Source organism: Halobacillus amylolyticus, from assembly GCF_022921115.1.
GTDB classification, from domain to species: domain Bacteria; phylum Bacillota; class Bacilli; order Bacillales; family Halobacillaceae; genus Halobacillus_A; species Halobacillus_A amylolyticus.
Map to the genome: position 1 here is coordinate 537,152 of NZ_CP095075.1, position 26,409 is coordinate 563,560.

Consider the following 26,409-nt stretch of genomic DNA (forward strand, 5'->3'; position numbering starts at 1 on the left):
ATGTCAAAAATCGGAATAACCTGCTATCCCACAGTGGGAGGATCAGGTGTTATAGCGACTGAACTCGGGAAGATTTTAGCTGAAAAGGGACATGAGATTCATTTTATTACATCACAGGTCCCTTTTCGATTAAATCGTATTTATCCAAATATTTACTATCATGAAGTAGAGGTAAGCAATTATCCGGTATTTCAACACCCTCCTTATGACCTAGCTCTTGCCAATAAGATGGCAGAAGTGATTAATCGGGAAGAGCTCGACATCCTGCATGTCCATTATGCTATGCCTCATGCTGTCTTAGCAATCTTAGCAAAGCAAATGTCCGAGCGGGATGTGAAAATCGTCACTACACTTCATGGTACAGACATAACCGTGCTTGGCATTGACTCAAGTTTAAAGCAAATGATTAAATTTGGTATTGAGAAATCCGATCGAGTTACTGCTGTTTCCCACAGTTTAGTCAAACAAACACAATATATGCTGGAAACGGAAAAGGACATGGATGTCATTTACAATTTTGTTGATGAGCGGGAATATTTTCGCAAACCCAATAACGAGTTAAAACACCAGTACAATATCCAGGATACTGAAAAAGTATTAATTCACATTTCGAATTTCAGGCAAGTTAAGCGCGTTCCAGATATCATTCGGGCCTTTGCAGAGATTCATAGGAGTGTACCTTCAAAACTACTCCTTGTTGGAGACGGACCTGAATATTCGGCTTGCTATCAGCTTGTAGAGGATTTAGGGCTCGGCGATCACGTGCGTTTTCTTGGGAAGCAAGAAAATGTAAGCGAATTGTTTTCCATTTCCGATTTGAAGCTTTTGCTTTCTGAAAAGGAAAGCTTTGGACTCGTGTTACTTGAGGCAATGGCATGCGGTGTGCCTTGTATTGGCACAAATATAGGCGGTATCCCAGAAGTGATCGAGCATGGGGAAACAGGGTTTATTACGGAACTCGGCAATATAAATCAAGTGGTTTATTTTGCAAAACAGCTGTTGACAGATTCCATGATGCATGAAAGTTTTTCAGAACGGGCACAAGAATTTGTCAATCAAAAATTCTCTTCTTCTGAGATCGTCAAGCAATATGAGGAACTTTATTGTCAGGTGTTGGATGATGAATAAACATAAACCATCACTTAAATCTGCATTTCACCTCTTGTCAGATCTTGAAGATGCCGGTTATGAATCTCATATTGTAGGCGGTGCTGTCCGTGATATTGTTTTAGGCCGTCCAATGGGAGATATAGACATTGCCACTTCGGCAACTCCTCAACAGGTCATGAGTATTTTTAACCACGTCATTCCAATTGGTATAGACCACGGCACTGTGATGGTCCGTTATCAATCGCATTCCTTTGAGGTGACTACATATCGAACAGAGGATGGTTATACCGATTTTCGACATCCTGATGAGGTGGCATTTGTTAACTCTATACAAGAAGACCTATCGCGGCGTGACTTTACGATTAATGCGATGGCTATGAAGCAAAGTGGCGACATCATCGACCCTTTCCAAGGAAAAAAGGATCTTTCAAGGCAGATCATTCGGGCGGTGGGTGATGCCCATACGCGGTTTAATGAGGATCCATTACGAATGATGCGTGCGATACGATTTGCTAGTCAGCTTCAATTTGAAGTTACGGATGAAGTGAGACAAGCTATCTATAATCAAGCAAGTCTGCTCACTCATATTGCTGTTGAACGTATTACCGTTGAATTTGAAAAGTTGATGGCGGGAGAAGGTTATCAAAACGGAATACATCTCTGTTATACACTAGGTGTATTTTCATACCTTCCGATTTTTTCAGAGAATAAGTCCTTGCAGATGACGGTGCCTAAACATAATTTATTTGGTTTTGCCCAATTGATCACTTATTATCACGAGCAAACTCCTGCCGTTAGCCTTATAAAATGGGTAAAAGACTGGAAGCTGTCGAATCGAGTGAAAAGGGAAGCGTTTTCTCTCCATTATGCTCTTACAGAATATAAACAGCATGGTCAAGTGACCCTATGGCTTGCCTATCAGCTTCCAGAGCAGCTTAGCGGCGCTTTCATCCAAGTATTAAAAGCGTTAGGGTATCCTGTTAAGAAGGAAGGGTTTACTGAGGTATCAGCTATGCTGCCTATACATTCAAGAGACGAACTATCTTTTCAAGCGAAAGACCTAATTCAATCTTTTCCCAACGTGGCGAAAGGTTCTTGGATTAGTGAAGGGATGAAAAAAATTGAATACGCAGTTGTAACTAAACAACTGAGTAATAAATATGAGCATATAAAGGAGTGGGTCGACAAATGGAATCCACCCGCAAGCAATTAATTGAACTATTAGATAGTCAACAAGGTCATATTTCTGGGCAAGATTTGTCTAAACGTTTAAATATTTCAAGAACTGCCGTGTGGAAGCATATGAAGGAACTTGAGAAAGATGGATATGAAATTGAAGCTGTTCAACGGAAAGGGTACAAGATCATTTCTTCACCAAATAAAGTGAGTGAAAACACACTCCAGTGGGGATTGAATACCGATTGGCTAGGGCATAATCTTCAGCATTTTGAGGAAGTAACATCTACACAGGAAGTCGTTCATCAGTTAGCTAAACAAGGTAAGCCTCATGGTACGGTTGTGATTGCTGACAAGCAGGTACAAGGGAAAGGCCGGATGTCCCGAAATTGGGATTCTCCTAAAGGAAAGGGCATTTGGATGAGTATTTTATTACGTCCTGAACTATTGCCTTATCAGGCCCCACAACTTACCTTACTAGCAGCTACTGTTTTAGCAGAAGTCATTGCTGAACAGTCATCGATCCTGCCGCAAATTAAGTGGCCAAACGATTTGTTAGTGAACCACAAAAAGGTGTCAGGTATTTTAACTGAAATGCAGGCCGAACAAGATCAAATTCAATATGTTGTTCTCGGTATCGGTATTAATGTGAATCAAACTGAATCAGACATTCCCGAAGAGTTGCAGCATAAAGCTTCTTCCCTCCAGATTGAATCACAGCAACAATGGTCGATTCAGGGTACCATTCAACGGATACTGCAACAATTTGAACGTACATATGATCAATTCATGACTAACGGCTTTAAAGATGTAAAGTTAAAATGGGAACAATTCGGCTATAGGATTGGCGAGGAAGTAACGATTTCTACGATGAAAAAGTCGTGGCAGGCAAGGTTAGTGGGCATTGAGCCAGATGGAGCCCTTTTAGCTCGTGATGAAAAGGGTAAAGAAGAAAAGTTATATTCAGCTGAAATCCATTGGGGAGAGGGTGGTTATCATGCTAAATAAAAATAGTATGATCAAGATGAAGCAAACGAACGATAAAATGACGATGATTACTGCATATGATTACCCTTCTGCTAAAATTGCTGAACAAGCAGAAACAGATATGATTTTGGTGGGGGACAGCCTTGGTATGGTTGTGTTAGGTTATGATTCAACCATTCCTGTAACGTTAGAGGATATGATTCATCATGGCAAAGCAGTAAGACGAGGAGCAGGAAGTACATTTGTAGTTGTTGATATGCCGTTTATGTCTTATCATATCTCCTTAGAAGGCACTCTGAAAAATGCCACACAGCTGTTTCAGGAAACGAATGCTCAAGCATTGAAGCTTGAGGGAGCGGGAGAAGTGCTCGAGGCTATCCGACGTTTAACAGGAGGTGGGATCCCTGTTGTTGGACACTTAGGGTTAACCCCTCAGTCAGTTCATGTCCTAGGGGGCTATAAAGTCCAGGGTAAAGATGAGAAGGCGGCTAAAAAGTTGTTAGAAGAAGCAAAAGAAGTAGAGCGGGCAGGTGCAATGGCTTTAGTTTTAGAATGCGTTCCGAGACAGCTGGCTAAATTAATTTCAGAACAGCTGACGATTCCTACGATCGGGATCGGAGCGGGCGCCGACTGTGATGGTCAGGTCCTCGTCTATCATGATCTCTTAAAATATGGTGTTGAACGCTTGCCGAAGTTTGTTAAACCCTATTTAAATAGCAGCGAACAAATGGCGGGAGCAGTTCGTCAATACGTGTCAGAAGTAAAGGATGGCCTGTTTCCACAAGAACAACACACATTCACAATGGATACGGAGTTGCTTCCAAAAGAATAAGGAGATTGTTATGGAAATCATCACTAATATAAAACAATTGCAACAAAAATCAATAAGCTGGATTCGTCAAGGGAAAAGCATTGGTTTTGTGCCTACCATGGGTTACTTACATGAAGGGCATGAAGCCCTAATGAAAGCTGCCCGTCAAGAAAACGATATAGTAATTTTAAGCATTTTTGTGAATCCGTTGCAATTTGGCGAAAGTGAGGATTTGAACTCTTACCCTCGTGATGAAGAACACGATCGAAAAGTAGCTGAAGAAAATGAGATTGATGTCATTTTCTTTCCTTCAGTGGATTCGATGTATCCAAAGCCGCTTTCTTTGGAATTATCTGTTGTTAGAAGAGCTGATGTGTTATGTGGGAAGAGCAGGCCAGGCCATTTTGATGGAGTCGTAACCGTTCTTGCAAAGTTATTTAATATGATCCATCCAACAAGCGTTTATTTTGGTATGAAAGATGCCCAGCAAATTGCTGTGGTAGATGCTTTGATAAAGGATTTTAACTATCCTATTAATCTGACCACGGTACCTACGGTGCGTGAGAAGGACGGATTGGCAAAAAGCAGCCGAAACGTGAACTTATTTGATCAGGAGCGGATCGGTGCACCTTTTATTCAACAGGCATTGCAATATGGCAGGCAGCTTGTAGAAAACGGTGAGAAGAACCAAGCCGAATTGGTCAAAAAAATTCGACAGTTTCTTGAAAATAAATCTCATGGTAATATAGATTATATTGAGTTATTATCTTATCCTGAATTAGAGCCCATTGAGCTTATAGACCAACAAGTTATTCTTGCGGCAGCGGTCTTTTATCAAAAAGCAAGATTAATCGACAATGTTGTCTTTAATGAAAAAGGGGAAAAGACGTTAGGATAAGGAGTAAGGGGGCGCACCATGTTTCGCACAATGATGAAGGCGAAAATTCATCGTGCACAGGTCACAGAGGCCAATTTAAATTACGTGGGCAGTATCACGATTGATCAAAATCTATTGGACAGTGTTGGGATCCTGCCACACGAGAAGGTCCAAATCGTTAATAATAATAACGGCGCACGATTAGAGACATATGTGATTGCTGGAGAAAGAGGCAGCGGTGTCGTTTGTTTAAATGGGGCTGCAGCCAGGTTAGTACAGCCAGATGATATCGTCATTATCGTTTCTTATGCCATGCTGAGTGCGGAAGAATTAGCCGATTTCAAACCTAAAATTGCGATTATGGGTGAAAGAAACGAGGTTGTCGAAATCGTAGAGGAGGAGCCGCCACTAACTGCTCTTCCCCTATAATGTGGAAACAAGAGTTAGACTATGAAAAGGATCTTGGCCACGTGAGATAGGACAAGATCCTTACTTTTATGGCCGCGCTTGGAGGGATTTCATGTCGACCTTTGCTATTGTAGATTTAGAAACAACAGGGAATTCATCATCAAAACAGGATCGTATTATTGAGATAGGCATTGTCATTATCAAGCAAGGCCAAGTGATTAAGGAGTTTTCGAGCCTTGTTTATCCAGAACGGGATATTCCTCCGTTTATTACCGCTTTGACTGGGATACAAGATGAAGATATTATTCACGCCCCACTGTTTTCAGAAATAGCCGAAGACGTATATCAATTAATAGAGGATTGTTATATCGTCGCACATAATATTGAATTCGATCTCGGCTTTCTTAATGAAGAATTTATTAGATGTGGGTACAAAGCTCTACATAATCCTATCATTGATACGGTTGAGCTTGCTCGAATTTTTCTGCCGGGCTCCCCGAGCTATAAATTAGGGCAATTAGCTGATCATCTGAACATCGGACACGATCGTCCGCACAGGGCTCTTTCGGATGCTCAAGTGACTGCAGATTTATTAACCATACTGTTAAATGAGATACATACATTGCCTGAACGTACCTTAACGCATTTGCTAAAAATTGTAGGTAAACTTAAAAGTGATGTAAGACCTTTTATTGAAACCGCAGTTGAAAAGGCACGGTATAACCAACCAAGCCATGATCAATATGAGGTTCATTATGGATTGCCGATAAAGAAGCGACAGGTGGAGCTTTATGATACGAAAGATATGGAGTTGCCGTTTAATCAATGGATCAGTGAAGCATATGAAGGTAAAGAAAGATTAAAAAAGATAGTGAATGATTATGAGATGCGATCAGGTCAGAGGCAAATGTCAGAGGCCGTGTATCAATCCTTAAATGAGGAAAGGCATGCCTTACTTGAAGCTGGTGCAGGCACGGGAAAATCACTAGCTTACTTACTTTCTACCTTATATTATTCTGTCACACATAATGAAAGATTGGTTATTTCAACGCATACAACTGCTTTGCAAAACCAATTGTTAGAAGAGGAAATTCCTAGATTGGAAAAGTTGTTTGGCCGTTCCATAAAAGTGGCTTTATATAAAGGGAAAAGCCATTATATCAGCCTCCTTCACTTTAGTTATGAGTTAGACAGACCATTTCAAGATAACTACGATATCGTTTTAACTAAAGCGATGATCTTAGTTTGGTTGACAAAAACGAGCACAGGAGATATTGATGAAATTCAACTGCCATCAAGTGGACAGCAGTTTTGGCATAAAATTTCCGCTGAGCAATCAGGTGGAGTGATGTCATTTAACAATAAGCATGCTTCGTACTTTCAATGGGCTGAGGAAAGAGCAGAGCATGCAGACCTTCTTATTACAAACCATTCGCTTCTCTGTTTAGATCTAATAAGTAATGAGCAGCGTCTCCCTGCTTATGATAGGGTGCTAATTGATGAAGCTCATCACTTAGAAACCATCGCCAGCCGCTATTTTGGTATTCGTTTGAATTATAAAGAATTACAGCGGCAGTTAACACAGTTCAATGACTTGTTTCACCCAGCTGCGTTCAAACCGGTCAATGTCGGTGTGAAAAAACAAGTTCAACAAGGCAGCCGGCATGTTGAACAAGCAAAAGAAGAACTTAATCAATTATCAAGATACCTATTCCAAAAGGTTAAGGCATCCCGTAAAAGGTCTCAATCAAGAAGCGATATTGGCAGAGTGCAATATTTATTAAAAGAAGAGATAGACAGTGCGTTCGCTGCTACTAGTCATGAAATGGCACAAAGATTTTTATCTAACATTCAAGCTATTAAAAGGGAAACAATAGCTCTGATGGATCTTATTGGACCACTATTATCCACCGCGGATAATGAGGATGTTCGTGTACTATTTTCAAGGCTAGACACCAATGCAAGTGTCTGTGAAACAATTATCGATCAGCTCGGCAATTATTTTGATTTGGATGACAATGTTGTGAGGTGGATTGAAATTGATGCAGATGGGGCTTCCAATTCTGTTTATTTATATAGTGAGCCGTTACATGTAGCTGAGCTGCTACATGAAAGGCTATTTTTGACGAAGAAGAGTGTTGTATTAACGAGTGCGACACTTACCACAAACGGCTCTTTTGACTATATGAAGCGTTTAATAGGAGTAGACAATTGGAAGGATCTTTATGAACTTTCCATCCCATCACCTTATGATTATAAACAGCGGGTCAGGCTGATGGTTCCAAACGATTTTCCAAATATCAAAGAGGATCCAGAGGAGTTTATTTATTCGATTAGTGAAGCAATTTATTCGATTGCCCATGCCACTAAAGGCCGAATGCTCGTTCTGTTCACCTCATATGACATGCTAAAAAAAACATATTATTTATTGAAAGATGTCATTAATCCTGAGGAATTCATGGTCTTTGCTCAAGGGATCTCAACTGGAAGCAGAGATCGTTTGCGAAAGAATTTTCAAACTTTTGACCAATCCATTTTGCTAGGAACAAGTTCTTTTTGGGAAGGGGTAGATATCCCTGGAGATGATCTTTCATGCCTTGTGATTGTTCGACTTCCTTTTCAGCCGCCAGACCAACCTTTACAGATTATGCGAGATCTTAGGCTTAAGCAACAAGGCCAAAGCCCATTTATGAATCAGTCGCTTCCTCACGCTATCATTCGTTTTAAGCAAGGGTTCGGGCGTTTGATTCGGTCAACGACTGATCGAGGTGTGGTGTTTGTTTGTGATCACCGTCTTATAGAAGCGAAGTATGGAGAGCATTTTCTTGCATCTATTCCAGATATTCCACTTACGTATAAATCAACTTCAACACTTGTACAAGAGATGGAAAAATGGTTGTAAAATCCTTGGATGGTATCTAATTAAGTTCATAACCTGTTATACTATTTTACGTATAAACCGATGAAAAAGGATTAAGACGGATGGGGGACAGAAATGATGGAAAATAAAATAGAAACAATGTCAACCGTACGGATTCAAAAATCAGATGACCTTTATAAGGTTGTTGATACACTTAATCGTACGTTGAAAGACCAAAATTTAATGTTTGGACTTGCTTTAGATGAAGATGATAATGAAACAGCAGTCTTCACGATTTACCGTACCTAGCTGGCTGCGGTGGGTTCTCCTCATCATCGGAATAGTAATTGTTATCTCAGGAAGTGCCCTTACCTGGATGTATGTACAAATAGAAGATAAACAGACAGAGGGATTTACAGAGGCCAAAAATTTGGCGGTTTCAGAAACAAAAATGACAGAGGTCACAGATGTTTTAAGCTATAATGGTGAAATACCCATTCATATTGTTCGCGGTCTAAATGGAAATGATGAAGAATTAGTCACCTTTATAAATCTTGAGAAGAAAGAAGTGCTGACGACGATTAAAGCGAGTTCAATGATCCCTTCGAGCGGTTTAAAAACCGGGCTGCAGACTGACTGTTCTGCCTGCTCATTTATTGACGTACAGCTCGCGTATGAAGAAAATAGTCCAGCATGGGAACTTACTTATATAGATGAAAATCAACGATACGTATTAGAGTATGTAAAAGTTACAAATGGCGATCCTATTCAAAGATTTGCATTTCGTCAACCACAATCTTAAGTGAAGGGATGAATAAAATGGAATTAGCTAAACGAGTACAAACACTTACACCATCATCTACATTAGCCATTACGGCTAAAGCTAAAGCGTTAAAAGCAGAAGGGTATGATGTCATCGGTCTTGGAGCTGGTGAGCCCGATTTTAATACACCTTCGCATATAATTGAGGCGGCAGGGAAGGCCATGCAGGAAGGACATACGAAATATACACCTTCTGGGGGCATCCCTGATTTAAAAGATGCGATTTTGTCAAAAATGAAAAGAGACCAAAATTTGACCTACTCACCTAGTGAGGTTATTGTTACGACTGGGGCCAAGCATGCTTTATTTACGTTGTTTCAAGTTTTGCTAAATAAGGGGGATGAAGTCATCGTTCCGGCCCCTTATTGGGTCAGTTATCCCGAACAAATTAAATTGGCTGAAGGTGCCCCTGTCATTGTTAAAGCAAAGGAAGAACATCAATTCAAAATCACACCTGAACAACTCGAAGAGGCAATAACAGAGAAGACGAAGGCTGTTATCATCAATTCTCCAAGTAATCCAACAGGCATGGTGTATTCTGAAGATGAGCTTCGTGCAATTGGAGAAGTTTGCTTAAGACATGACATTCTTATCATCTCAGATGAAATTTATGAAAAACTGATCTATTCCAATGACAAGCATGTGTCCATGGCTCAGCTGTCAGACAAACTTTATAAACAAACCATCATTATTAATGGTGTTTCTAAATCACACTCCATGACTGGTTGGAGAATTGGTTACGCTCTAGGCCGAACAGAGATCATCCAGGCTATGACAAATATGGCTTCACATTCCACATCAAACCCGACTTCAGTAGCTCAGTATGCTGCACTAGCCGCTTATAATGGGTCAGATGATGAGATAAGTGAAATGCGGAAAGCCTTTCACAAAAGGTTAGATACTCTACACAGCTGGCTGCTTGCGATCCCAGGTGTATCGTGTGAGAAGCCTATGGGAGCTTTTTACCTATTTCCTAATGTGATTCGTACGGCTACTATTTGTGGTTTTAAAACCGTGGATGAGTGGGTAACTGCACTGCTTGAAGAAGAGAAGATTGCTCTCGTGCCTGGATCTGGTTTTGGATCACCTGATAATGTCAGACTGTCTTATGCAACATCAATTGACCAATTAGAAGAAGCGGCGAAGCGTATTCAACGTTTTGTAGATAAACACCAATCATAAAGTGAAGCATGGAGGTATACTCATGAAAACAACAATTGCAGAAGTTTCAAGATATGTAGGAGAAGAAGTTACCATTGGTGTCTGGTTGCAGAATAAGCGATCAAGCGGGAAAATAGCTTTTCTTCAGCTTCGTGACGGAACTGGATTTATGCAAGGTATCGTTGTGAAGGCGGATATTGGCGAAGATAAGTTTCAACAGGCAAAAGCACTGACACAGGAAACATCTCTTTACGTCACAGGTGTAGTCGTTGAAGATACACGTTCTTCCTTCGGGTACGAGCTGCAAGTGAACAACTTCGAAATTATTCACGAAGCTGTTGATTATCCGATTACACCGAAAGAACACGGAACAGAGTTCTTGATGGATCATCGCCACTTATGGCTGCGTTCTAAAAAGCAGCATGCAGTCATGAAAGTTAGAAATGAAATTATTCGAGCTACGTATGAATTTTTTAATACCAATGGATACACGAAAATTGACTCACCAATCTTAACCGGGTCTTCAGCAGAAGGTACAACTGAATTATTCCACACAAAATATTTCGATGAAGAAGCCTATTTGTCTCAGAGTGGACAGCTTTACTTAGAAGCAGCAGCAATGGCGTTTGGTAAAGTATTCAGTTTCGGGCCTACTTTCCGAGCAGAAAAATCAAAAACGCGTCGTCATCTCATTGAATTCTGGATGATTGAGCCTGAAATGGCTTTTATGGATCATGATGACAGTCTTGAAGTTCAAGAGCAGTATGTCACACATGTTGTGGAAGCTGTGCTTGAAAATTGTACACTTGAGCTTGAGGCTCTTGGTCGCGATAAAGCTGTCCTTGAGAAGATAAAAGCCCCCTTCCCAAGAATTAGCTATGACGAAGCAATTGATTTATTGAAAGAAAAGGGTTTTGATGATATCGACTGGGGAGAAGATTTCGGTGCTCCACATGAAACGGCAATTGCTGAGAGCTATGATAAACCAGTATTCATTGTAAACTATCCTGCTGAAATTAAAGCCTTCTACATGAAGCCAGATCCAGAACGCCCCGAAGTGGTTTTATGTGCAGATTTAATCGCTCCAGAAGGCTATGGTGAAATTATTGGCGGATCACAGCGGATTGATGACCTTGAACTTATGCAAAAGCGTTATGAGGAGCATGATCTAACAGGAGATGCCTACCAGTGGTACTTGCAGCTTCGTGAATACGGGAGCGTACCGCATTCAGGTTTCGGTTTAGGACTTGAACGCACAGTTGCCTGGATTGCCGGTGTCGAACACGTTCGTGAAACGATTCCATTTCCACGTTTATTGAATCGCTTATATCCTTAATATAGAGGTAGTCACACCGATAGAAGAACGCTTATACTATCGGTGTTTTTTCCTTTTTAATCATCATAGATTGAGGTGGACATCTTGTCGAAGTATCAAAGCTTTCAGGAGATCATGAATCATCAATTGATGATCCCAAAGCAACTATTAACAGAATATCGTCGATTAGGAATGGATGAGCAGGAACTTGCCGTATTGTTACAGATTCATCGTTTTTATTTAGATGGGAATCCTTTTCCAACCCCAGAAGAGCTGGCTGACTATCTTTCTTTCTCAAGCCAGGACTGTTCAAAAGTCTTAAGAAGTCTTATTCAAAAACAGTTGATAACCATTGAACAGAAGCATAGTGAACAACTAGTTAGAAATGAATCTTATTCTCTCGAACCCTTGTGGGAGAAATTATTTGCCCAACATAAACACTCGTATGCTACCGAAGAGGAGCAAGCAGGAAGTTTGTTTTCTTTGTTCGAGCAGGAGTTTGGCCGGCCGCTATCCCCATTTGAGATCGAGAATATCAATATATGGCTAGATCAGGAGGAGCAAGAACCTTCACTTATAAAAGCTGCATTGCGGGAAGCAGTGTTGATGGGGAAACTCAACTTTAAATATATCGATCGTATTTTACGTGAGTGGAAAAGAAAAGGCATTCAAACAGTGGATCAAGCCCGGCAGCATGGTAAGCAGTTTAGACAAGGGCAAGTTAAAAATTCTTCCTCTCAAGCAAAGCCAAAACGTGATGTATCGCTGTATTATAACTGGTTAGAAGAGGACTCATAGGGAGAAACGTTATGCTAAATAAAAAACAAATCAGAGAATGTTTAGACGTATTTGAGGATATGTTTCCTGATGCAGAATGTGAGCTCACTCATAACAATCCATTTGAACTTCTAGTTGCTGTTCTCTTATCGGCTCAAGCTACTGATGCATTAGTAAACAAGGTTACCCCTCATTTATTTAAAAAATATGAGAGACCGGAAGACTATCTTGCTGTCCCGCTTGAGGAACTCCAGGATGATATTAAATCGATTGGGCTATATCGAAACAAAGCAAAAAACATTCAAAAACTCTCACATACGTTAATTGAGAAATTTAATGGAAGAGTTCCTTCAACGAAGCAGGAGCTAGAGAGTTTGGCTGGCGTTGGAAGGAAAACGGCGAATGTCGTTGCCTCCGTGGCCTTTGGCGAACCAGCAATCGCTGTAGATACACATGTTGAGCGTGTCTCTAAACGATTAGCCATTTGTCGCTATAAAGACTCTGTGCTAGAAGTTGAAAAAACGTTGATGCGTAAATTCCCGAAAGAAGAATGGAGTGACACACATCATCGCATGATTTTTTTTGGCCGCTATCACTGTAAAGCACAGCGTCCCAACTGTGAGGAATGTCAATTGCTTCACTTGTGCAGGGAAGGGCAGAAGCGAATGAGGAAAAAGAGAGAGTAAAATAAAGATACACAAATAAAGCACACTGTCATTAGACAGTGTGCTTTACTGTGGGATAATTAGGCAGCGTCTTCTTGTGGTTGTTCTGGTTGTTCAGTACCTGGATTATCAGGCTGGCCAGGGTCGTCGTCGTCACCGCCTTCATCAGGGTCCGTGTCGCCATCACCTTCTGGGGGTGTGTTTGGACCATCATTTTCGTCTCCACCATCACCATTTTCCCCTGGCTCTCCGGATCCATCGTCATTTTGGCCTTCTCCGCCGTCCCCATTACCGTTGTTACCATCTCCATTATTTCCGTTATTTCCATCTTGATTATTATTGTTATCGTTCTGGTTCCCATTTCCATTATTCTGCTCATCTTCAGGATTTTCTTCTTCAGGGTTTCCCTCCTCAGGATTCTCTTCTTCAGGCTCCTGTTCAGGATTTTCCTCTGTTTCTTCCGCTGGTACCTCTACACTAGCAGAGGAAGGATCACTGGCATCTGCATCTTCATTATCACTTACCGCAGTTACTGTAAATTCATAAGAAGAACCTGGTTGAGCATTGGTAATTTCTACAGTTGTATCTTTCGTTCTGGTAAGTTGTCTTGCTTCCCCGCCATCAATAGCGACGGTCACTTCATAAGAAATACCTTCTGGTTCATCATATCCCCATTCAAGATTAATGGCTTGCGCCTCTTGATCGTAGGAAGCTGATAGATCCTGGACTGGATCTAGCTTCTGGAATACTTGAGACACTTGGGATGGGGTATTATCTACGTGGAAAAGTTCAGTTACGATACGGCTTTCCGGTGTATATGGGCTCGGTAGTTTAGCTGGACGTGATCCTTCTTCCACCTCTACCAATTCCACAGAGCCAGGTTTTTGAAAGTCGCTTGTTTCTTTACCTTCTGATATATGACTCATGATTGACTGAAACATCTGCTTAGGGATATCTTGTGCAGCATCTGATAAACCTTGGTTCCCTTTGGAATACCCAGTCCATATCGATATAGAGTAGTTTGTCGTGTACCCGCTGAACCAGGAATCCGGAACAATTTCTGTACCATCATCTAATTCGCGGTTTGTTGTCCCTGTCTTACCTGCTTCAGGAAGCCCAGGGATATTTGCTGCTGTACCCGTACCTTCAGACATAACAGTTTGTAGCATCGATGTAATCATATAAGCTGTATAACTGTTCATTGCTGATTTCGGTTCTGGCTTTAAGTCCACAGTTCCTTCTCCAGGAACTTCAACTTTACGAACAGTATACGGTTCGTTATATACTCCTTCATTACCAAACGCCGCATAAGCACCGCTTAGCTGAAGAGGATTGACAAGTGCATTACCACCGCCAATGGCATCACTCAAATACATCTGATCATCTTGAAAATCAACACCTAAGCCCGTTGCAAACTCCTGGGCTTTTCCAATCCCCACCTCGTTCAATGTCTTAACAGCAGGAATATTTAATGACCGGCTTAATGCATAACGCATGCTCACCCAGCCACGAAATCTATCGTCAAAATTGTTTGGTGAATACCCGTTTATATCAATTGGTTCATCATTAATTTGATGATAGGTGGATAGCTTATTATATTGAATGGCCGGACCATAAGCTGTGATCGGTTTTAGAGTTGATCCTGGCTGCCTTTGGATGTCGGTAGCATAGTTATAGTTACCTGCTTTATAATTGCGCCCGCCGCCGATAGCACGAATGGCCCCGGTTTGAGTGTCGGTGACGGCAATACCTGTTTCAAGCTGCTCATCTGGCCAGGCAATCGGACTATCTTCACCGAGCATTTGCTCAACATATTGTTGTGCTTTGGGATCAAGAGTCGTATATATTTTTAAGCCGTCTTTATAAATATCAGCACCATCCATTTTAGCTTCTACCTCTTCACGAACGTGGTCAATAAAAGCTTTGTAGGGGGAATCTTTTTCTGTTTGCTCTACAAGCATATCCTCAACATTCGTATTTCTAGCTTCCTCAGCTTCTTCTTTAGTGATCTTGCCATGCTGCACCATTAAGCTGAGGACGACACTCATCCGCTGCTGGGCTAGCTCCGGATTTTCAAAAGGATTGTATCCAGAAGGACGTTGAGGCAAGCCTGCAAGCAAGGCTGATTCTGGAAGTGTGAGTTCGCTTAATTCGTTTTTGCCAAAATAGGTCTGAGCCGCTTCAGCTACCCCATAGGCACCCTCGCCATAATAAATTTTATTTAGATACATTTCTAAGATTTTTTCCTTGGAATATTCCTGATCTAGTTTAATGGCTAAATATTGTTCTTGAACTTTACGTTTTAACGTCTTATCACTGGATAAAAAAGACCGCTTAACGACTTGCTGGGTAATGGTACTTGCTCCTTCAGCACCAAAACCTTCTTGGATATTAGCAATAATTGCGGCACCAATTCGTCTAAAGTCAATACCAATATGCTCAAAGAAACGAACATCTTCGGTAGCTAATACCGCATCAATAAGTACGGGAGGGAGGTCATTATAACTAATTTCCGTCCGTCTTTGCTTACCGGCTAAATCCGTTATGAAATCACCGTTTTGATCATAAAGCTTTGATGATACAGGATCAGATAATTGCGCTTCATTTAAATCTGGGGCAGTTACAATATAATAAGTAAATAAACTGCCGACCGCTATCATAAGAACGATACCAATGGTTAAAAGAATCATTACGATTCGTTTGAAAGTTGGTTTTCGGTTTCCCTTTTTCTTTGTCTTCATCTGTTTACGTCTAGCTGTTCTTGATTGGCTTTCGTTGGCCATGTTGCTCTTCCTCCATTCAAAAATAGAGCTTATCTAAAGCAGTTGCATAATCAATTCTTGCTTGATAATGAAAGGGTAGAAGTTCGGCTTCAGCTTTCATATAATCATAAGGAATAGATTTGCGTCCGCCTTTAAATTGATCATTCCAAAATAAAAAAAGTTTGGATGCAGGTAGTAGATACACTTCATCAAAAACGGCAAATTTGACAATAATAAAACATATACCACCGTGTAATTGACAAGCATACATATGATCAATTTGGTGCTGATGGATGTTACTGAGAGGGAAGGAAGTTTTACTTTTAGTTTCCTTCGCTTCAAAATCAATGTAACGCCCTCGATAAACTCCATTAAAATCTGTCGTAGAAGCTTGTTTAAAATAAGCTTCTTTTATTACTGCAGCACTTCTCTTTGGATAGTCCACATTTACAATTTGGACAGGTGTTGGCTTCTTATGAACGATGGCAATGTTGGCATTTCGATAATAGTCATTGGATAATTCAATATCTTCTTCTAATGTCATACCTCTATTACTAAAGGTGGTTTCTGCCTTATTTTGGCTTCTTAATTTTTGGGTACCGCTTTTCCTCCCATTGGGGTAATTCACAATACTTCCCTCCCTAATGCCATGAGGGTATCATACCAAAAAATGATCACCAAGTGTAACAGAAATTTGTCTAACCAATCCATATACTATTAAACGTTTGAAGTGCGGATGAAGTTTCACTTAATTATACGTTTTCCCGCAAATAACAACAAATAATCCGAAATTCTTACACGCCTGTTCCTGGACCAAATATAAATTCGAAAGGAAGAAGAGTTTTATGGGGAGGAGGAAGGATACATTTCTTTCATGTATCCTTCCTATGTTTATTCAAGTAGAGGGACGATCTTCTCCTGATAATTTTGGATTATCAGTTTTAGCTGGTGTTGGCTTTTTCTCTTTTGGTTTCTTTTTCTTTGGCATGGATTGGATGCTCCTTTCTTAAATGTTTCATCTTTTCATTGTCGAATGGATCACATAAGATAGGTTGTTTTGTAGCATTACTTCTAGTCTTGTCATGTGTGAAGGACTTATGCAAAGGAAGCAGAAATATAAACGTAACAGATAAACATGAGGAGGCAATAATTATGGATAAACAGCAGCCAGTTGTTTCAATGGCTATGTATGAAGAACAGCTGCAACTTTTACAGGAAAAGTTTTCATTGATGGAAAAACGAATTTCACTTAAGGCTGATGAGGTCGTTTTTACAATGTCAATTTCCCACCGTAAGGAAATTGACCAATTAAAAGACGAAGTGATTCATTTGCGTGAACAGCTTAGCGAAGTGAAAAAGGAACAACAAGAGATATATGTGAAGAAATTTGCGGGTGCAGCTAGACGAAGATCTGTAGGTTAAGATTTTGCTTCTAGTGGCTTCAGAATGGTATGGTTTAAGAAAAAGGTGTGTTGAGTAGAAGATGGCACTTAGGCAGACGACATTTAAAATAAAACAAATGATTGATGATCTCCATGAACAGTTTCTTACCATGGAAGGCCCTGTAAATAAAAAGGATTTTAATTTCTTTCATAAAGTAAAGGAAGAAACAAGTCCTATGTTCAACTTAAATAATCAATGGTTAGATGAAGCCGAAGAGTTTGTTAAGAATCGGGGCGTATCTGTGCACCCTAATCAAGTTAAATCCACTCATGAAAATATGGAGATGCTAATTTTGCACAGTTACTATCTTGATGTAGAGAAGAAACGTTTTAAAGAACTGCACCAATCTTCCCATTACGTACTCGATATGATCTTAAATGACTTGAACAATGTATAAAAGATCTCACTTTCCCTTGTTGCTTCAATGGAGGTACGGCTCCTGAATGAAACCGCTTTACAAAAATGATGCTTTCTTTTATAATAATCTTCCCAATATGAGGGAGGGAAGCCGAGTGGATAAAGAAAATTTAATTCAAGAAGCCAAAACAATTAGAGAACGAGCTTATGTACCCTATTCTAAATTTAAAGTCGGGGCGGCCTTATTAACAAATGATGGAACATTGTACACGGGTTGCAATATTGAGAATGCAGCTTATCCTGTAACCTGTTGTGCGGAGCGGGTGGCGATTTTTAAAGCTATTGCTGATGGTCACTATAAGTTTAAGGAAATGGTCGTTGTTGCTGATACAGATCGACCTGTTCCACCATGTGGCTCTTGCCGTCAGGTCATGAGTGAGTTTTTCGCACCGGACCTACTCGTCCATACAACGAATCTTCACGGGGTCACGAAGACGATGACGACAGCTGAGTTGCTGCCATTCTCCTTTTCCTCAAATGATTTACCTGAAGAAACAAAATAAACCTAGAAAAGTTAACAACAAATTTCCCATCCAAAAAGGGGCTGGGACATAACTAGCCTGAAATAATAAAAAAGGTTCCGATCATCGGTTTTTGATGATCGGAACCTTTTTTTATTGAATGAGGAAAGTTATTGGCCTTACTCTGCTGCCTTTGAGCGGTGTACTTTCTCAAGTTCACCGCCATGAAGGCAAATCCTAATTCATTCTTCACACTCTCCTGACCCCTTACGGACATTCGAGTGAAACGCAAATTAGCCTTCAGAAATCCAAAAAATGGTTCTACATCGACTTTACGTTTACCATAAAGTTCGCCCATTTTCTCTTCTGAAAGCAGTTCTCTGACCATATGTTTTTGTTCTTCCCATTTTTCATTGTAATAGATCTTGCGATTGTTGCCTTCTTTAGCCTTGGTACATTGACTACGGAGAGGGCAACCGGAACAGTCTTCACACTCGTACACCTTAAACTTCCGGACAAAGCCATAACGATCAGTCTTGTGGGAAAAATACCGGAACGTCAGTTGTTTTCCGTTCGGACAAATGAATGCATCATCTTCTTCGCTGTACTCCCAATTGGCTGAATGAAATGCCTTCTTTTTAAAACTTTTCTTCTTCTCTTTGCGGTACGTATTGTACGTGATCAATGGCGTGCGCTTGCGATTCTCCTGGACTTCTTCATAATTTTCTTCGCTTCCATACCCACTATCGGCGACAAGATGATCGGGTAGTTCAAAGAAGTGTTGTTCGATGTGATCCAGGAAAGGAAGGAACGTGCGCGTATCCGTTGGGTTCGGAAAAACATCATAAGCGAGCGCATATTGGCCTTCGGTCGCCACCTGTATATTATAACCGGCTTTCAGTTGCCCGTTCTTCATATAATCATCTTTCATTCGCATAAACGTGGCGTCATGGTCGGTCTTGGAATAACTGTTTCGTTCTCCAAAGATTTCCGTGTCGCTTTCGTATTTCTGCTTGCGCGCCGCAAAATCCTGAAACTGTTTATGGGATTGCTTTGGCTCTTTGCGCTCGGAACGAAGTTGTTTCCGTTCGCTCACTTCTTCGCTCTCTTCGATTTTCTGGCTCCATTCTTCGACCTTTTCTTCCAACCTTTCAGCTATATCTGTAAGCTCTTTGACCGATAATTCTTCCGGATTTTCCCGTACGATTTCTGGGATGATTTCCTTTTCAACCAATTCATCATACATGCGGTTGGACTTTTCGATCAGATTGGCGTTGTAATTTTCCACAGCCTTACGCCAGACAAATGTAAACTTATTGGCATTGGCTTCAATCTTGGTTCCATCGATGAAAATCGCTTCGTCATCAATCAACTCTTCCTGAACAAGTTGGCAACGGAACTGGACAAAGCACTCACGGAGGAGGGCTTGCACGTCGGGGTGGACACGGAATCGATTAATGGTTCGATAGCTCGGTTCATAACCTTGAGCTAACCACATCATGCGGACACTATCTTGGAGAAGCGCTTCGATTTTCCTTCCGGAGAAAACCGATTGCGTGTAGGCGCATACAATGATTTTCATCATCATTCGGGGATGGTAAGCCGGACAGCCCGTCTTCCGTAAGAAAGCAGCGAAGGCTTCGTTTGGAATCTGTTCGACTAGATCGTGGACGGCATAGGCGATATCATTTTCTTGGAGTTTCATTTCTAAATCCAGGGGCAAAATCACTTGATTCATGTTATACTGTTTAAACATAAGGACACCTCCGATGGTTATTGTGTGGTAACTATAATTTTATCAGAGTGTGTCCTTATTTTGTTTTCAAAATAGAATTTATTTAGATTAAAATAAAAGAGTAGCCCGCCGAACAAAAACTTTGTTCGGCGGGCTACTCTTCGTTTAGGAGACTGGGTTTTGTCCCACCCTCTTTTTGGCGAGAAATAGTTGATATTGGGGTTTTGCCTAGTACAATCTTCGTATTTGTGACATAGGCTGATAAGGAAAAGAAAAAGAGGGAGTGAGTCATTAATGTACGATCATCATCATTGTCCGCCAATGAGACATCGTCCGATCGTTTACCCCGTTCAACATTGCGTGCAGGACAATTATTTTGTTGAAAATATGGATCATATACACCCATCACATCTAACCATTCAAAACCATCATTTGCTAAATAATTATCACTATTTCCCACACACCGTTTCCTACACCAATGATTATAATGTTGAAAATCATTATATGCCGCAAGGAGTCGAACCCCAAGGGTACAACTGGATGGACCAACAAATGAATCAAATGCCTATGGAAATGCCGCAGGGTCAAATGAACCCAATGCAGCAGTTTCCGATGCCATTTAATTGGCAAGATGAATAAATGAACAGCCACTAACCATTTAGTGGCTGTTTTTATCGATATAAAGGGGGGATGTAATGTATGGTCAACTATCATACAATGAAGATGGAGAGTGATGAACATGAAAACAATCGTCGTAACAGGATATAAACCAATGGAAATGGGAATTTTCAAGCATGATGATGCTAAAGTGGAGTTTGTTAAAGAAACGATAAGGAAAAGGTTGATTTCCCTTATTGAAGAAGGTCTTGAATGGATCATTCTTTCTGGGCAAATGGGTGTTGAACTCTGGACAGCAGAAGTCGTGCTAGATCTTAAGAATGACTATCCTATCCAGCTTGGTGTCATTCCTCCCTTTCAAAACCAGCAGTCGAAATGGCCGGATCAATTGAAGCTTGTGTATGAAGAGATAACTGAGCTTGCTGATTTCTATAAACCAATCTATAACAAAGAATATGAAGGACCCTACCAATTCCGAGCGAAGGATCAATTTCTTATCGAACATTCGGATGGTTGTCTGTTGCTGTATGATGAAGATACTCCAGGTACTCCACAATATTTTTTAAAACTGGTTAAAACCTTTCAGGAGCATCACACTTATGATATTTTATACATAACACCCAGTGATTTGGATGAAACCGTTGAGGAAATTCGAATGTCTCACCACGATTTTTGGGAGCAATAATCGTTTTATGGGGAACGGATTAAATTGACAATCGAGCCAGCTTTTGAAAAAATATAGGTAATGTGCTGAACAGAGGTGAGAGTAATGAGCGAAGAGAAATTTCATTTAGATGGGAAGACAATTTTAGAAAAAGATTTTAAAACGTCCATGAGAGGGTATAATCAAGAAGAGGTGGACGAGTTCTTGGATTTAGTCATCCAGGATTATGAAGCATTTAATAAAGAGATCGAAAGACTGGGCAATGAAAATGATCGTTTAAAAAAAGCTCCTTCTCGAGAGGCGGCACCTGCCCAGCGGTCAAGGCAAACTCAGACGGCCAATCATAATCATCAGGTAAATTACGATATTTTAAAAAGAGTTTCTAATTTAGAAAAAGCTGTATTTGGGAAAAAATATGCAGAAGAGTAAGTGTATATATTTACCTGGTGACATGGCACGTTCTTTTTGCTATGATAATAGAACGTGACTATTAAACGAGTTACGCTTAAAATGCACATTTGAATACTCGGGTAATCGCTGTATTGCATCTGTGATACAGAGGAAAGTCCATGCTCGCACAAGCTGAGATGCTTGTAGTGTTCGTGCCTGACGAAACCATAAGTCAGGGTAACTTTTAAGTTAACGGCAGGGAAGATACCTACGTCCCTTAGGGGATAGGGTATTGCTACCTTGAAAGTGCCACAGTGACGGAGCCAGAATAGAAATATTCTGGGTGGAACGAGGTAAACCCCGCGAGCGAGCAACCCAAATTAAGGTAGGGGCACTTTTTGAAGGGAATTCAACCCGATAAGAGGTCGCGTTATGCGGCAGATAGATGGTTACCACCGGAGTACGAGGTTGACCGCCGTTTGTAGTACGATGGAACAGAACATGGCTTACAGAGTATTCAAAGGTCATTGATTCAACATGTTATAACACCCTTCTACTTAAGCCTGATCGCTTTGATGGAAGGGTGTTTTATTTTTATCGATAATAGAGGTTGTTCAAAAAGTCACCCAATGATAAACGGCGAATTTCTTCGTTGCTCGGTTTTTCCGGTCCTCACGTATGAAAGGCATACGGCTTGCGGTCCTCAAAACTTTCGCGCCTCGAACTTCTTGTTTCTAATTTGGAAACTTTTTGAACACTCGGTATTAGGAGGATCATCATGCCACAAAATGTAACCTTGATTGCTACAGCTGCTATGGGATTAGAAGCGATTGTTGCACGAGAAGTTCGTGCATTAGGCTATGAAGATGTGCAAGTAGAAAACGGAAGAGTAGTGTTTACAGCTCCAGTATCAGCGATTCCCCGTACTAATTTATGGCTTCGGACTGCTGACCGAGTAAAATTGGTAGTCGGTAGGTTTAAAGCCTATAGCTTTGATGAACTATTTGAAAAAACAAAAGCATTGCCATGGGAAACGTTTATCACCGAAGAAGGTGAATTCCCTGTGATAGGAAAATCGGTGAAGTCGAAGCTCTATAGCGTACCCGATTGTCAATCAATTGTGAAGAAGGCGATTGTTGAACGTTTGAAACAAAAATACGGCGTCGCGTCTATTTTGAAAGAATCCGGTGATGATTTTTATCGAGTTGAAGTCGCTATACATAAAGATGAGGCATTGCTCACACTCGATACTTCAGGGAGCGGTTTGCACAAAAGAGGCTATCGCGTGGGACAAGGGGAAGCCCCTTTAAAAGAAACCCTTGCTGCAGCTCTTATTCAAGTCACTAACTGGCATCCAGATCAGCCCTTTGTTGATCCTTTTTGTGGATCGGGCACAATTGCCATTGAAGCAGCCTTGATTGGACAAAATATCGCTCCAGGTTTCAATCGTGAATTTGCTTCAGAAAATTGGGGTTTTATAGAGCAAAATCACTGGGATCAAGCTTTCGAAGAGGCGGAGGATTTTGCCCAGTATGATCAACCTTTAACGATTACGGGCTCGGACATCAGCCATGACATGATCAAAATTGCTGAAAACAATGCGGTCGAAGCGGGTCTTGGCGATCTCGTACAGTGGAAGCAGATGCAAGTGAAAGATTTACGGCCAAGGCAGGAGAATGGCTATCTTGTGTCAAATCCTCCCTATGGAGAGCGAATGGGTGAGCGGCCGGAAGTAGAGGAGATGTATCGCGACCTAGGTATGATTATGAGGGATTATCCATCGTGGAGCACGTATATATTAACCTCCCATGAAAAATTCGAATTGCTTTACGGAGAAAAAGCCACCAAAAAACGTAAACTCTTCAATGGTTTCATTAAAACCGATTACTACCAGTATTTCGGAAAACACGTGAAATAGGGGGATGCGAATTTGAGCCAGTCGACAGAACAGAAGTTTATGAATTTATTAAAAGAACAATCATCCTACGAGGAAGCAATCGGCTTAATGGCATGGGATATGAGAACAAAGGCACCAAAAAAAGCGGTCGAAACAAGATCTGAGGTGCTGGGAGTGCTTTCCCAGAAAGTACATGAAATTCAGACGTCTCAGGAAATGAAAACCTATTTAGATGACCTTGAAGGCAAGGCAGCAAACCCGATTGTCCAAAAGGCAGTTGAGGAAGCGAAGGAAACGTATGAGCGAACAGCTAAAATTCCAACATCAGAGTACAAAGCCTATGTAACCCTGCAATCGAAAGCAGAATCAATGTGGGCTGAGGCGAAGGAAAACAATGATTTTAAGAGTTTCCAACCGTACTTAGAGGAGCTCGTTGCTTATAATCGTCGCTTTGCAGAATACTGGGGTTATGACAAACACAAATATGATGCCCTGCTTCACAATTACGAGCCCGGAGTTACGGTTGAAATACTCGATCAAGTGTTTCCAAAAGTCCGTAAATCATTAACGGAACTGTTAGAACAAATCAAACAGGCACCCGTGCAGCCTGATCCTTCTTTGCTGGAAGGACATTTTCCTAAGGACATGCAAGAAGAATTCAGTTATGAAATCTTACAGCGTATGGGCTACGACTTCAATGCAGGGCGGTTGGATGAAACAATTCATCCTTTTGCTATTGGTTTGAATCGAAACGATGTGCGCGTAACGACGAAATATGATGAAAAAGATTTTCGGACAGCTGTTTTTGGGACCATTCATGAAGGTGGTCATGCCCTTTATGAACAAAATATTGATCCTAAATTAGCGTTTACCCCTCTGGCTACAGGCACTTCAATGGGGATTCATGAATCACAGTCATTATTCTGGGAGAATTTTGTTTCCAGAAGCAGACCATTTTGGGAAAACCATTATGAGCTGTTTCAAAGCCATGCACCTGAACGGTTTGAAGCTCTAGCTCTCGATGATTTTTACAAGGCAGTTAATGAAGTGAAACCGTCGATGATTCGTATTGAAGCGGATGAACTAACGTATTGTCTTCATATTATGGTTCGTTATGAGCTTGAAAAAGCTTTAATTGGCGGGGAAATAGAAGTGAAGGATTTACCACAGCTATGGAATGAGAAAATGGAAGACTATCTTGGAGTAACACCTGCGAACGATGCTGAAGGAGTGCTTCAGGATATTCACTGGTCTGGCGGCGATTTTGGTTATTTCCCATCTTACGCGTTAGGATATATGTATGCGGCACAATTCCAACATACGATGGAGCAGGATCTTAATTTTAATGAAGTCATTCAAAAAGGGAACTTCAAGCAAATACAAGGCTGGCTTACTAAACACATTCACCAGTTTGGCAAGATAAAAAAACCCCTTGAAATTTTGAACGATGTTACGGGAGAAGGCTTGAACCCTGATTATTTAGTAACCTATTTAACAAATAAGTATAAAGGTATTTACAAGTTTTAGGGACCTGGCTGGGTGCTGTTTGTAGCATTAAAAAGCCCAGCTGTTAAAAACAGCTGGGCTACATACATTAAGAGAATTCTTTCATTAGGTCTGTTGTAAGAAGACCTGCGTTTTCATATACAGAATCAACTATTGACTGGAACTCTTTAAACTTCTCATTAGCTGCTGAAAAGTCGGCATTTTCTAGATCGGCTTCAAGTGCTTTCCCTGCTTCGTCGTAGTATGCTTGAAGGGAAGGTAATGCTTCCTTATACTTTGTTGTAATATCCTCAGGAAGATCTGCTTTTATTTCATAGTTGGCAGCTTGTTCAGATGCTTTTTCCGCTGCTGTTTTAGCCTTTTCACCTGCGGTTTTAATTGCTTCCGCATCTGGCTCTTCCTCACCTACAGCTGTTTGATACGCAGCTATTTTAGAGTGATTGGGTCTGAACGTACTCGCCATGTTCATTTGTGCGTTAAGTATTTCTTTTTTTACTGCTTTCTCATCAGAGCTTTTTTCTTGGCTGCTTTTCTCTTCCCCATTTGATTTGCTTGCTTCTTCAGATGATGAGCTTCCACAACCAGCTAGTGCAAGAACCGTTGTTAAACCGAATGCTAGTAACCATTTTTTCATCTTATTTCCCCCTTTTGCAAAACTTTACAAAAACTAGTGTAATAGGAACGGTTGAAAATGTAAAGATTTTGAATAAATGTTACAATATAATGAAAATTCAGTCTTAGGAGGCCGCTATGTATTTACCTAATTTCAGATTAGACAGTCAATTAGCCGTAGTCACAGGAGCAACGAAAGGCATAGGGAGGGCGATTGCGTTATCCTATGCACAATCAGGGGCAGATGTCATCATTATTGCCAGGAATAAAGAAGATCTGGAAAGTACAAAAAACGAAATTGAGGCTTACGGTCAACGAGTTTGGTCTGTACAAGCTGACGTAAATCAATACCAACTAATCACAGAGGAAGTAGACAAACTCCGTGCTGGACGACCGATTGATATTTGGGTAAACAATGCGGGGATGAATATCCGGAGTCTGGCGGAAAATGTGACAGAAGAAGAGTGGGAAACAATTGTTTCAACCAATATGAAGAGTGCTTTCTTTTTAGCTCAATATGCAGCTAAAACAATGAAGGAAGTAAAGAGAGGGAAAATTATCAATATCTCTTCCGTGGGTGGTCATACAGCATTACGTACTGGCGTAGTTTATGCCATGACGAAAAGTTCTCTGATTCAGATGACGAAAAACCTAGCATTAGAGTGGGGCCCCTATCAGATTAATGTGAATGCAATTGGACCTTGGTATTTTGAAACGGCGTTAACAGAACAGTTATTAAAAAATGAAGACTACGTAGCGGATATATTAGATCGTACACCATTGAAAAGAATAGGAAAGCTTGAAGAAATTACTGGTGCGGCAGTTTTTTTGGCATCAGAAGCAGGGAACTATATGACAGGCCAAACCTTATTTGTAGATGGAGGAATGACAATTTACGGGTTTTGAGGATAGGAAAGAGACTATCTTATTATAAA

General features: G+C 40.8%; 26 protein-coding genes and 1 other RNA gene. 23 read left to right on the plus strand and 4 right to left on the minus strand.

Going from position 1 to position 26,409, the window contains the following annotated elements; genetic code table 11:
* From bshA to nth, 13 genes are all read left to right on the plus strand, one after another.
* The gene (gene bshA, locus MUO15_RS02895; RefSeq protein ID WP_245033281.1) at positions 1 to 1,128 is read left to right on the plus strand and encodes an N-acetyl-alpha-D-glucosaminyl L-malate synthase BshA; all 1,128 of its coding nucleotides are present in this window, start codon (positions 1 to 3) and stop codon (positions 1,126 to 1,128) included.
* Positions 1,121 to 2,323, plus strand: coding sequence for a CCA tRNA nucleotidyltransferase (locus MUO15_RS02900; protein ID WP_245033282.1), 1,203 nt, complete (start codon positions 1,121 to 1,123; stop codon positions 2,321 to 2,323). Before bshA ends, MUO15_RS02900 begins: the two co-directional genes overlap by 8 nt.
* Complete coding sequence (locus MUO15_RS02905) at positions 2,299 to 3,294, plus strand: biotin--[acetyl-CoA-carboxylase] ligase (RefSeq protein ID WP_245033283.1); 996 nt, start codon at positions 2,299 to 2,301, stop codon at positions 3,292 to 3,294. Before MUO15_RS02900 ends, MUO15_RS02905 begins: the two co-directional genes overlap by 25 nt.
* Positions 3,284 to 4,105, plus strand: a complete 822-nt coding sequence (gene panB / locus MUO15_RS02910) for a 3-methyl-2-oxobutanoate hydroxymethyltransferase (RefSeq protein WP_245033284.1) — start codon at positions 3,284 to 3,286, stop codon at positions 4,103 to 4,105. Before MUO15_RS02905 ends, panB begins: the two co-directional genes overlap by 11 nt.
* 10 nt (positions 4,106 to 4,115) lie before the next feature.
* Positions 4,116 to 4,982, plus strand: a complete 867-nt coding sequence (panC, locus tag MUO15_RS02915) for a pantoate--beta-alanine ligase (RefSeq protein WP_245033285.1) — start codon at positions 4,116 to 4,118, stop codon at positions 4,980 to 4,982.
* Between the two features lie 18 nt (positions 4,983 to 5,000).
* Positions 5,001 to 5,390, plus strand: a complete 390-nt coding sequence (gene panD / locus MUO15_RS02920) for an aspartate 1-decarboxylase (RefSeq protein ID WP_245033286.1) — start codon at positions 5,001 to 5,003, stop codon at positions 5,388 to 5,390.
* A gap of 91 nt (positions 5,391 to 5,481) precedes the next feature.
* Positions 5,482 to 8,271 (plus strand): ATP-dependent DNA helicase DinG, encoded by a 2,790-nt coding sequence (gene dinG / locus MUO15_RS02925; RefSeq protein ID WP_245033287.1) that lies wholly within the window; start codon positions 5,482 to 5,484, stop codon positions 8,269 to 8,271.
* A gap of 96 nt (positions 8,272 to 8,367) precedes the next feature.
* Positions 8,368 to 8,538, plus strand: coding sequence for a YpmA family protein (locus MUO15_RS02930; protein WP_245035829.1), 171 nt, complete (start codon positions 8,368 to 8,370; stop codon positions 8,536 to 8,538).
* 67 nt (positions 8,539 to 8,605) lie between these two features.
* Positions 8,606 to 9,031 carry a cell wall elongation regulator TseB-like domain-containing protein gene (locus tag MUO15_RS02935; protein WP_245033288.1) on the plus strand — a complete coding sequence of 142 codons (426 nt, stop codon included), beginning with the start codon at positions 8,606 to 8,608 and terminating at the stop codon, positions 9,029 to 9,031.
* A gap of 17 nt (positions 9,032 to 9,048) precedes the next feature.
* Positions 9,049 to 10,233 carry a pyridoxal phosphate-dependent aminotransferase gene (locus tag MUO15_RS02940; protein ID WP_245033289.1) on the plus strand — a complete coding sequence of 395 codons (1,185 nt, stop codon included), beginning with the start codon at positions 9,049 to 9,051 and terminating at the stop codon, positions 10,231 to 10,233.
* A gap of 22 nt (positions 10,234 to 10,255) precedes the next feature.
* Positions 10,256 to 11,548 carry an asparagine--tRNA ligase gene (gene asnS, locus MUO15_RS02945; RefSeq protein WP_245033290.1) on the plus strand — a complete coding sequence of 431 codons (1,293 nt, stop codon included), beginning with the start codon at positions 10,256 to 10,258 and terminating at the stop codon, positions 11,546 to 11,548.
* A gap of 84 nt (positions 11,549 to 11,632) precedes the next feature.
* Positions 11,633 to 12,325, plus strand: a complete 693-nt coding sequence (locus tag MUO15_RS02950) for a DnaD domain-containing protein (RefSeq protein ID WP_245033291.1) — start codon at positions 11,633 to 11,635, stop codon at positions 12,323 to 12,325.
* An 11-nt stretch (positions 12,326 to 12,336) separates the two neighbouring features.
* The gene (gene nth / locus MUO15_RS02955; protein WP_245033292.1) at positions 12,337 to 12,990 is read left to right on the plus strand and encodes an endonuclease III; all 654 of its coding nucleotides are present in this window, start codon (positions 12,337 to 12,339) and stop codon (positions 12,988 to 12,990) included.
* 59 nt (positions 12,991 to 13,049) lie between these two features.
* Here the strand turns inward: nth and MUO15_RS02960 are convergent, their stop codons facing one another.
* Positions 13,050 to 15,752: a penicillin-binding protein 1A gene (locus tag MUO15_RS02960; RefSeq protein ID WP_245033293.1), complete on the minus strand. Its 2,703-nt coding sequence runs from the start codon at positions 15,750 to 15,752 to the stop codon at positions 13,050 to 13,052.
* Positions 15,753 to 15,768: 16 nt separating this feature from the next.
* Complete coding sequence (recU, locus tag MUO15_RS02965) at positions 15,769 to 16,359, minus strand: Holliday junction resolvase RecU (RefSeq protein ID WP_245033294.1); 591 nt, start codon at positions 16,357 to 16,359, stop codon at positions 15,769 to 15,771.
* A 524-nt stretch (positions 16,360 to 16,883) separates the two neighbouring features.
* Between recU and MUO15_RS02970 the strand changes: the two genes are divergently transcribed.
* The 3 genes from MUO15_RS02970 (at position 16,884) to MUO15_RS02980 (ending at position 18,094) form a co-directional block, all read left to right on the plus strand.
* Complete coding sequence (locus MUO15_RS02970) at positions 16,884 to 17,153, plus strand: hypothetical protein (protein ID WP_245033295.1); 270 nt, start codon at positions 16,884 to 16,886, stop codon at positions 17,151 to 17,153.
* A 61-nt stretch (positions 17,154 to 17,214) separates the two neighbouring features.
* Positions 17,215 to 17,571, plus strand: a complete 357-nt coding sequence (locus tag MUO15_RS02975; RefSeq protein WP_245033296.1) for a YppE family protein — start codon at positions 17,215 to 17,217, stop codon at positions 17,569 to 17,571.
* A gap of 115 nt (positions 17,572 to 17,686) precedes the next feature.
* Positions 17,687 to 18,094 (plus strand): cytidine deaminase, encoded by a 408-nt coding sequence (locus tag MUO15_RS02980; RefSeq protein ID WP_245033297.1) that lies wholly within the window; start codon positions 17,687 to 17,689, stop codon positions 18,092 to 18,094.
* A 52-nt stretch (positions 18,095 to 18,146) separates the two neighbouring features.
* Here MUO15_RS02980 and MUO15_RS02985 read toward each other — a convergent pair whose 3' ends face one another.
* The gene (locus MUO15_RS02985) at positions 18,147 to 19,808 is read right to left on the minus strand and encodes an IS1182 family transposase (protein ID WP_245029576.1); all 1,662 of its coding nucleotides are present in this window, start codon (positions 19,806 to 19,808) and stop codon (positions 18,147 to 18,149) included.
* A gap of 273 nt (positions 19,809 to 20,081) precedes the next feature.
* Here MUO15_RS02985 and MUO15_RS02990 point away from each other — a divergent pair, with 273 nt between their 5' ends.
* The 6 genes from MUO15_RS02990 to MUO15_RS03015 all read left to right on the plus strand — a co-directional run bounded on the left by MUO15_RS02990 (position 20,082) and on the right by MUO15_RS03015 (position 24,883).
* Complete coding sequence (locus MUO15_RS02990; protein ID WP_245033298.1) at positions 20,082 to 20,426, plus strand: CotD family spore coat protein; 345 nt, start codon at positions 20,082 to 20,084, stop codon at positions 20,424 to 20,426.
* Between the two features lie 100 nt (positions 20,427 to 20,526).
* Positions 20,527 to 21,090 carry an SLOG family protein gene (locus tag MUO15_RS02995; protein WP_245033299.1) on the plus strand — a complete coding sequence of 188 codons (564 nt, stop codon included), beginning with the start codon at positions 20,527 to 20,529 and terminating at the stop codon, positions 21,088 to 21,090.
* A gap of 84 nt (positions 21,091 to 21,174) precedes the next feature.
* Positions 21,175 to 21,498 carry a cell division regulator GpsB gene (gpsB, locus tag MUO15_RS03000; RefSeq protein WP_245033300.1) on the plus strand — a complete coding sequence of 108 codons (324 nt, stop codon included), beginning with the start codon at positions 21,175 to 21,177 and terminating at the stop codon, positions 21,496 to 21,498.
* A gap of 93 nt (positions 21,499 to 21,591) precedes the next feature.
* An RNA gene (gene rnpB / locus MUO15_RS03005) (RNase P RNA component class B) lies at positions 21,592 to 21,973 on the plus strand.
* A gap of 264 nt (positions 21,974 to 22,237) precedes the next feature.
* Entirely contained in the window at positions 22,238 to 23,377 is a 1,140-nt protein-coding gene (locus MUO15_RS03010) for a THUMP domain-containing class I SAM-dependent RNA methyltransferase (protein WP_245033301.1), read from the plus strand.
* A 39-nt stretch (positions 23,378 to 23,416) separates the two neighbouring features.
* A complete protein-coding gene (locus MUO15_RS03015; protein WP_305853288.1) occupies positions 23,417 to 24,883 on the plus strand; it encodes a carboxypeptidase M32 in 1,467 nt (488 codons plus the stop codon).
* Between the two features lie 67 nt (positions 24,884 to 24,950).
* Here the strand turns inward: MUO15_RS03015 and MUO15_RS03020 are convergent, their stop codons facing one another.
* Positions 24,951 to 25,496: a hypothetical protein gene (locus MUO15_RS03020; RefSeq protein ID WP_245033303.1), complete on the minus strand. Its 546-nt coding sequence runs from the start codon at positions 25,494 to 25,496 to the stop codon at positions 24,951 to 24,953.
* Between the two features lie 116 nt (positions 25,497 to 25,612).
* Here MUO15_RS03020 and MUO15_RS03025 point away from each other — a divergent pair, with 116 nt between their 5' ends.
* Positions 25,613 to 26,380 carry an SDR family NAD(P)-dependent oxidoreductase gene (locus tag MUO15_RS03025; protein ID WP_245033304.1) on the plus strand — a complete coding sequence of 256 codons (768 nt, stop codon included), beginning with the start codon at positions 25,613 to 25,615 and terminating at the stop codon, positions 26,378 to 26,380.
* Positions 26,381 to 26,409 lie beyond the last annotated feature (29 nt).

What these genes read in the sequence shown, in the direction of transcription:
- bshA (WP_245033281.1), top strand. Translation starts at nt 1, where the DNA reads ATGTCAAAAATCGGAATAACCTGCTATCCCACAGTGGGAGGATCAGGT.
- MUO15_RS02900 (WP_245033282.1), top strand. Translation starts at nt 1,121, where the DNA reads ATGAATAAACATAAACCATCACTTAAATCTGCATTTCACCTCTTGTCA.
- MUO15_RS02905 (WP_245033283.1), top strand. Translation starts at nt 2,299, where the DNA reads ATGGAATCCACCCGCAAGCAATTAATTGAACTATTAGATAGTCAACAA.
- panB (WP_245033284.1), top strand. Translation starts at nt 3,284, where the DNA reads ATGCTAAATAAAAATAGTATGATCAAGATGAAGCAAACGAACGATAAA.
- panC (WP_245033285.1), top strand. Translation starts at nt 4,116, where the DNA reads ATGGAAATCATCACTAATATAAAACAATTGCAACAAAAATCAATAAGC.
- panD (WP_245033286.1), top strand. Translation starts at nt 5,001, where the DNA reads ATGTTTCGCACAATGATGAAGGCGAAAATTCATCGTGCACAGGTCACA.
- dinG (WP_245033287.1), top strand. Translation starts at nt 5,482, where the DNA reads ATGTCGACCTTTGCTATTGTAGATTTAGAAACAACAGGGAATTCATCA.
- MUO15_RS02930 (WP_245035829.1), top strand. Translation starts at nt 8,368, where the DNA reads ATGGAAAATAAAATAGAAACAATGTCAACCGTACGGATTCAAAAATCA.
- MUO15_RS02935 (WP_245033288.1), top strand. Translation starts at nt 8,606, where the DNA reads ATGTATGTACAAATAGAAGATAAACAGACAGAGGGATTTACAGAGGCC.
- MUO15_RS02940 (WP_245033289.1), top strand. Translation starts at nt 9,049, where the DNA reads ATGGAATTAGCTAAACGAGTACAAACACTTACACCATCATCTACATTA.
- asnS (WP_245033290.1), top strand. Translation starts at nt 10,256, where the DNA reads ATGAAAACAACAATTGCAGAAGTTTCAAGATATGTAGGAGAAGAAGTT.
- nth (WP_245033292.1), top strand. Translation starts at nt 12,337, where the DNA reads ATGCTAAATAAAAAACAAATCAGAGAATGTTTAGACGTATTTGAGGAT.
- MUO15_RS02960 (WP_245033293.1), bottom strand. Translation starts at nt 15,752, where the DNA reads ATGGCCAACGAAAGCCAATCAAGAACAGCTAGACGTAAACAGATGAAG.
- MUO15_RS02970 (WP_245033295.1), top strand. Translation starts at nt 16,884, where the DNA reads ATGGATAAACAGCAGCCAGTTGTTTCAATGGCTATGTATGAAGAACAG.
- MUO15_RS02975 (WP_245033296.1), top strand. Translation starts at nt 17,215, where the DNA reads ATGGCACTTAGGCAGACGACATTTAAAATAAAACAAATGATTGATGAT.
- MUO15_RS02985 (WP_245029576.1), bottom strand. Translation starts at nt 19,808, where the DNA reads ATGTTTAAACAGTATAACATGAATCAAGTGATTTTGCCCCTGGATTTA.
- MUO15_RS02990 (WP_245033298.1), top strand. Translation starts at nt 20,082, where the DNA reads ATGTACGATCATCATCATTGTCCGCCAATGAGACATCGTCCGATCGTT.
- MUO15_RS02995 (WP_245033299.1), top strand. Translation starts at nt 20,527, where the DNA reads ATGAAAACAATCGTCGTAACAGGATATAAACCAATGGAAATGGGAATT.
- gpsB (WP_245033300.1), top strand. Translation starts at nt 21,175, where the DNA reads ATGAGCGAAGAGAAATTTCATTTAGATGGGAAGACAATTTTAGAAAAA.
- MUO15_RS03010 (WP_245033301.1), top strand. Translation starts at nt 22,238, where the DNA reads ATGCCACAAAATGTAACCTTGATTGCTACAGCTGCTATGGGATTAGAA.
- MUO15_RS03015 (WP_305853288.1), top strand. Translation starts at nt 23,417, where the DNA reads ATGAATTTATTAAAAGAACAATCATCCTACGAGGAAGCAATCGGCTTA.
- MUO15_RS03020 (WP_245033303.1), bottom strand. Translation starts at nt 25,496, where the DNA reads ATGAAAAAATGGTTACTAGCATTCGGTTTAACAACGGTTCTTGCACTA.
- MUO15_RS03025 (WP_245033304.1), top strand. Translation starts at nt 25,613, where the DNA reads ATGTATTTACCTAATTTCAGATTAGACAGTCAATTAGCCGTAGTCACA.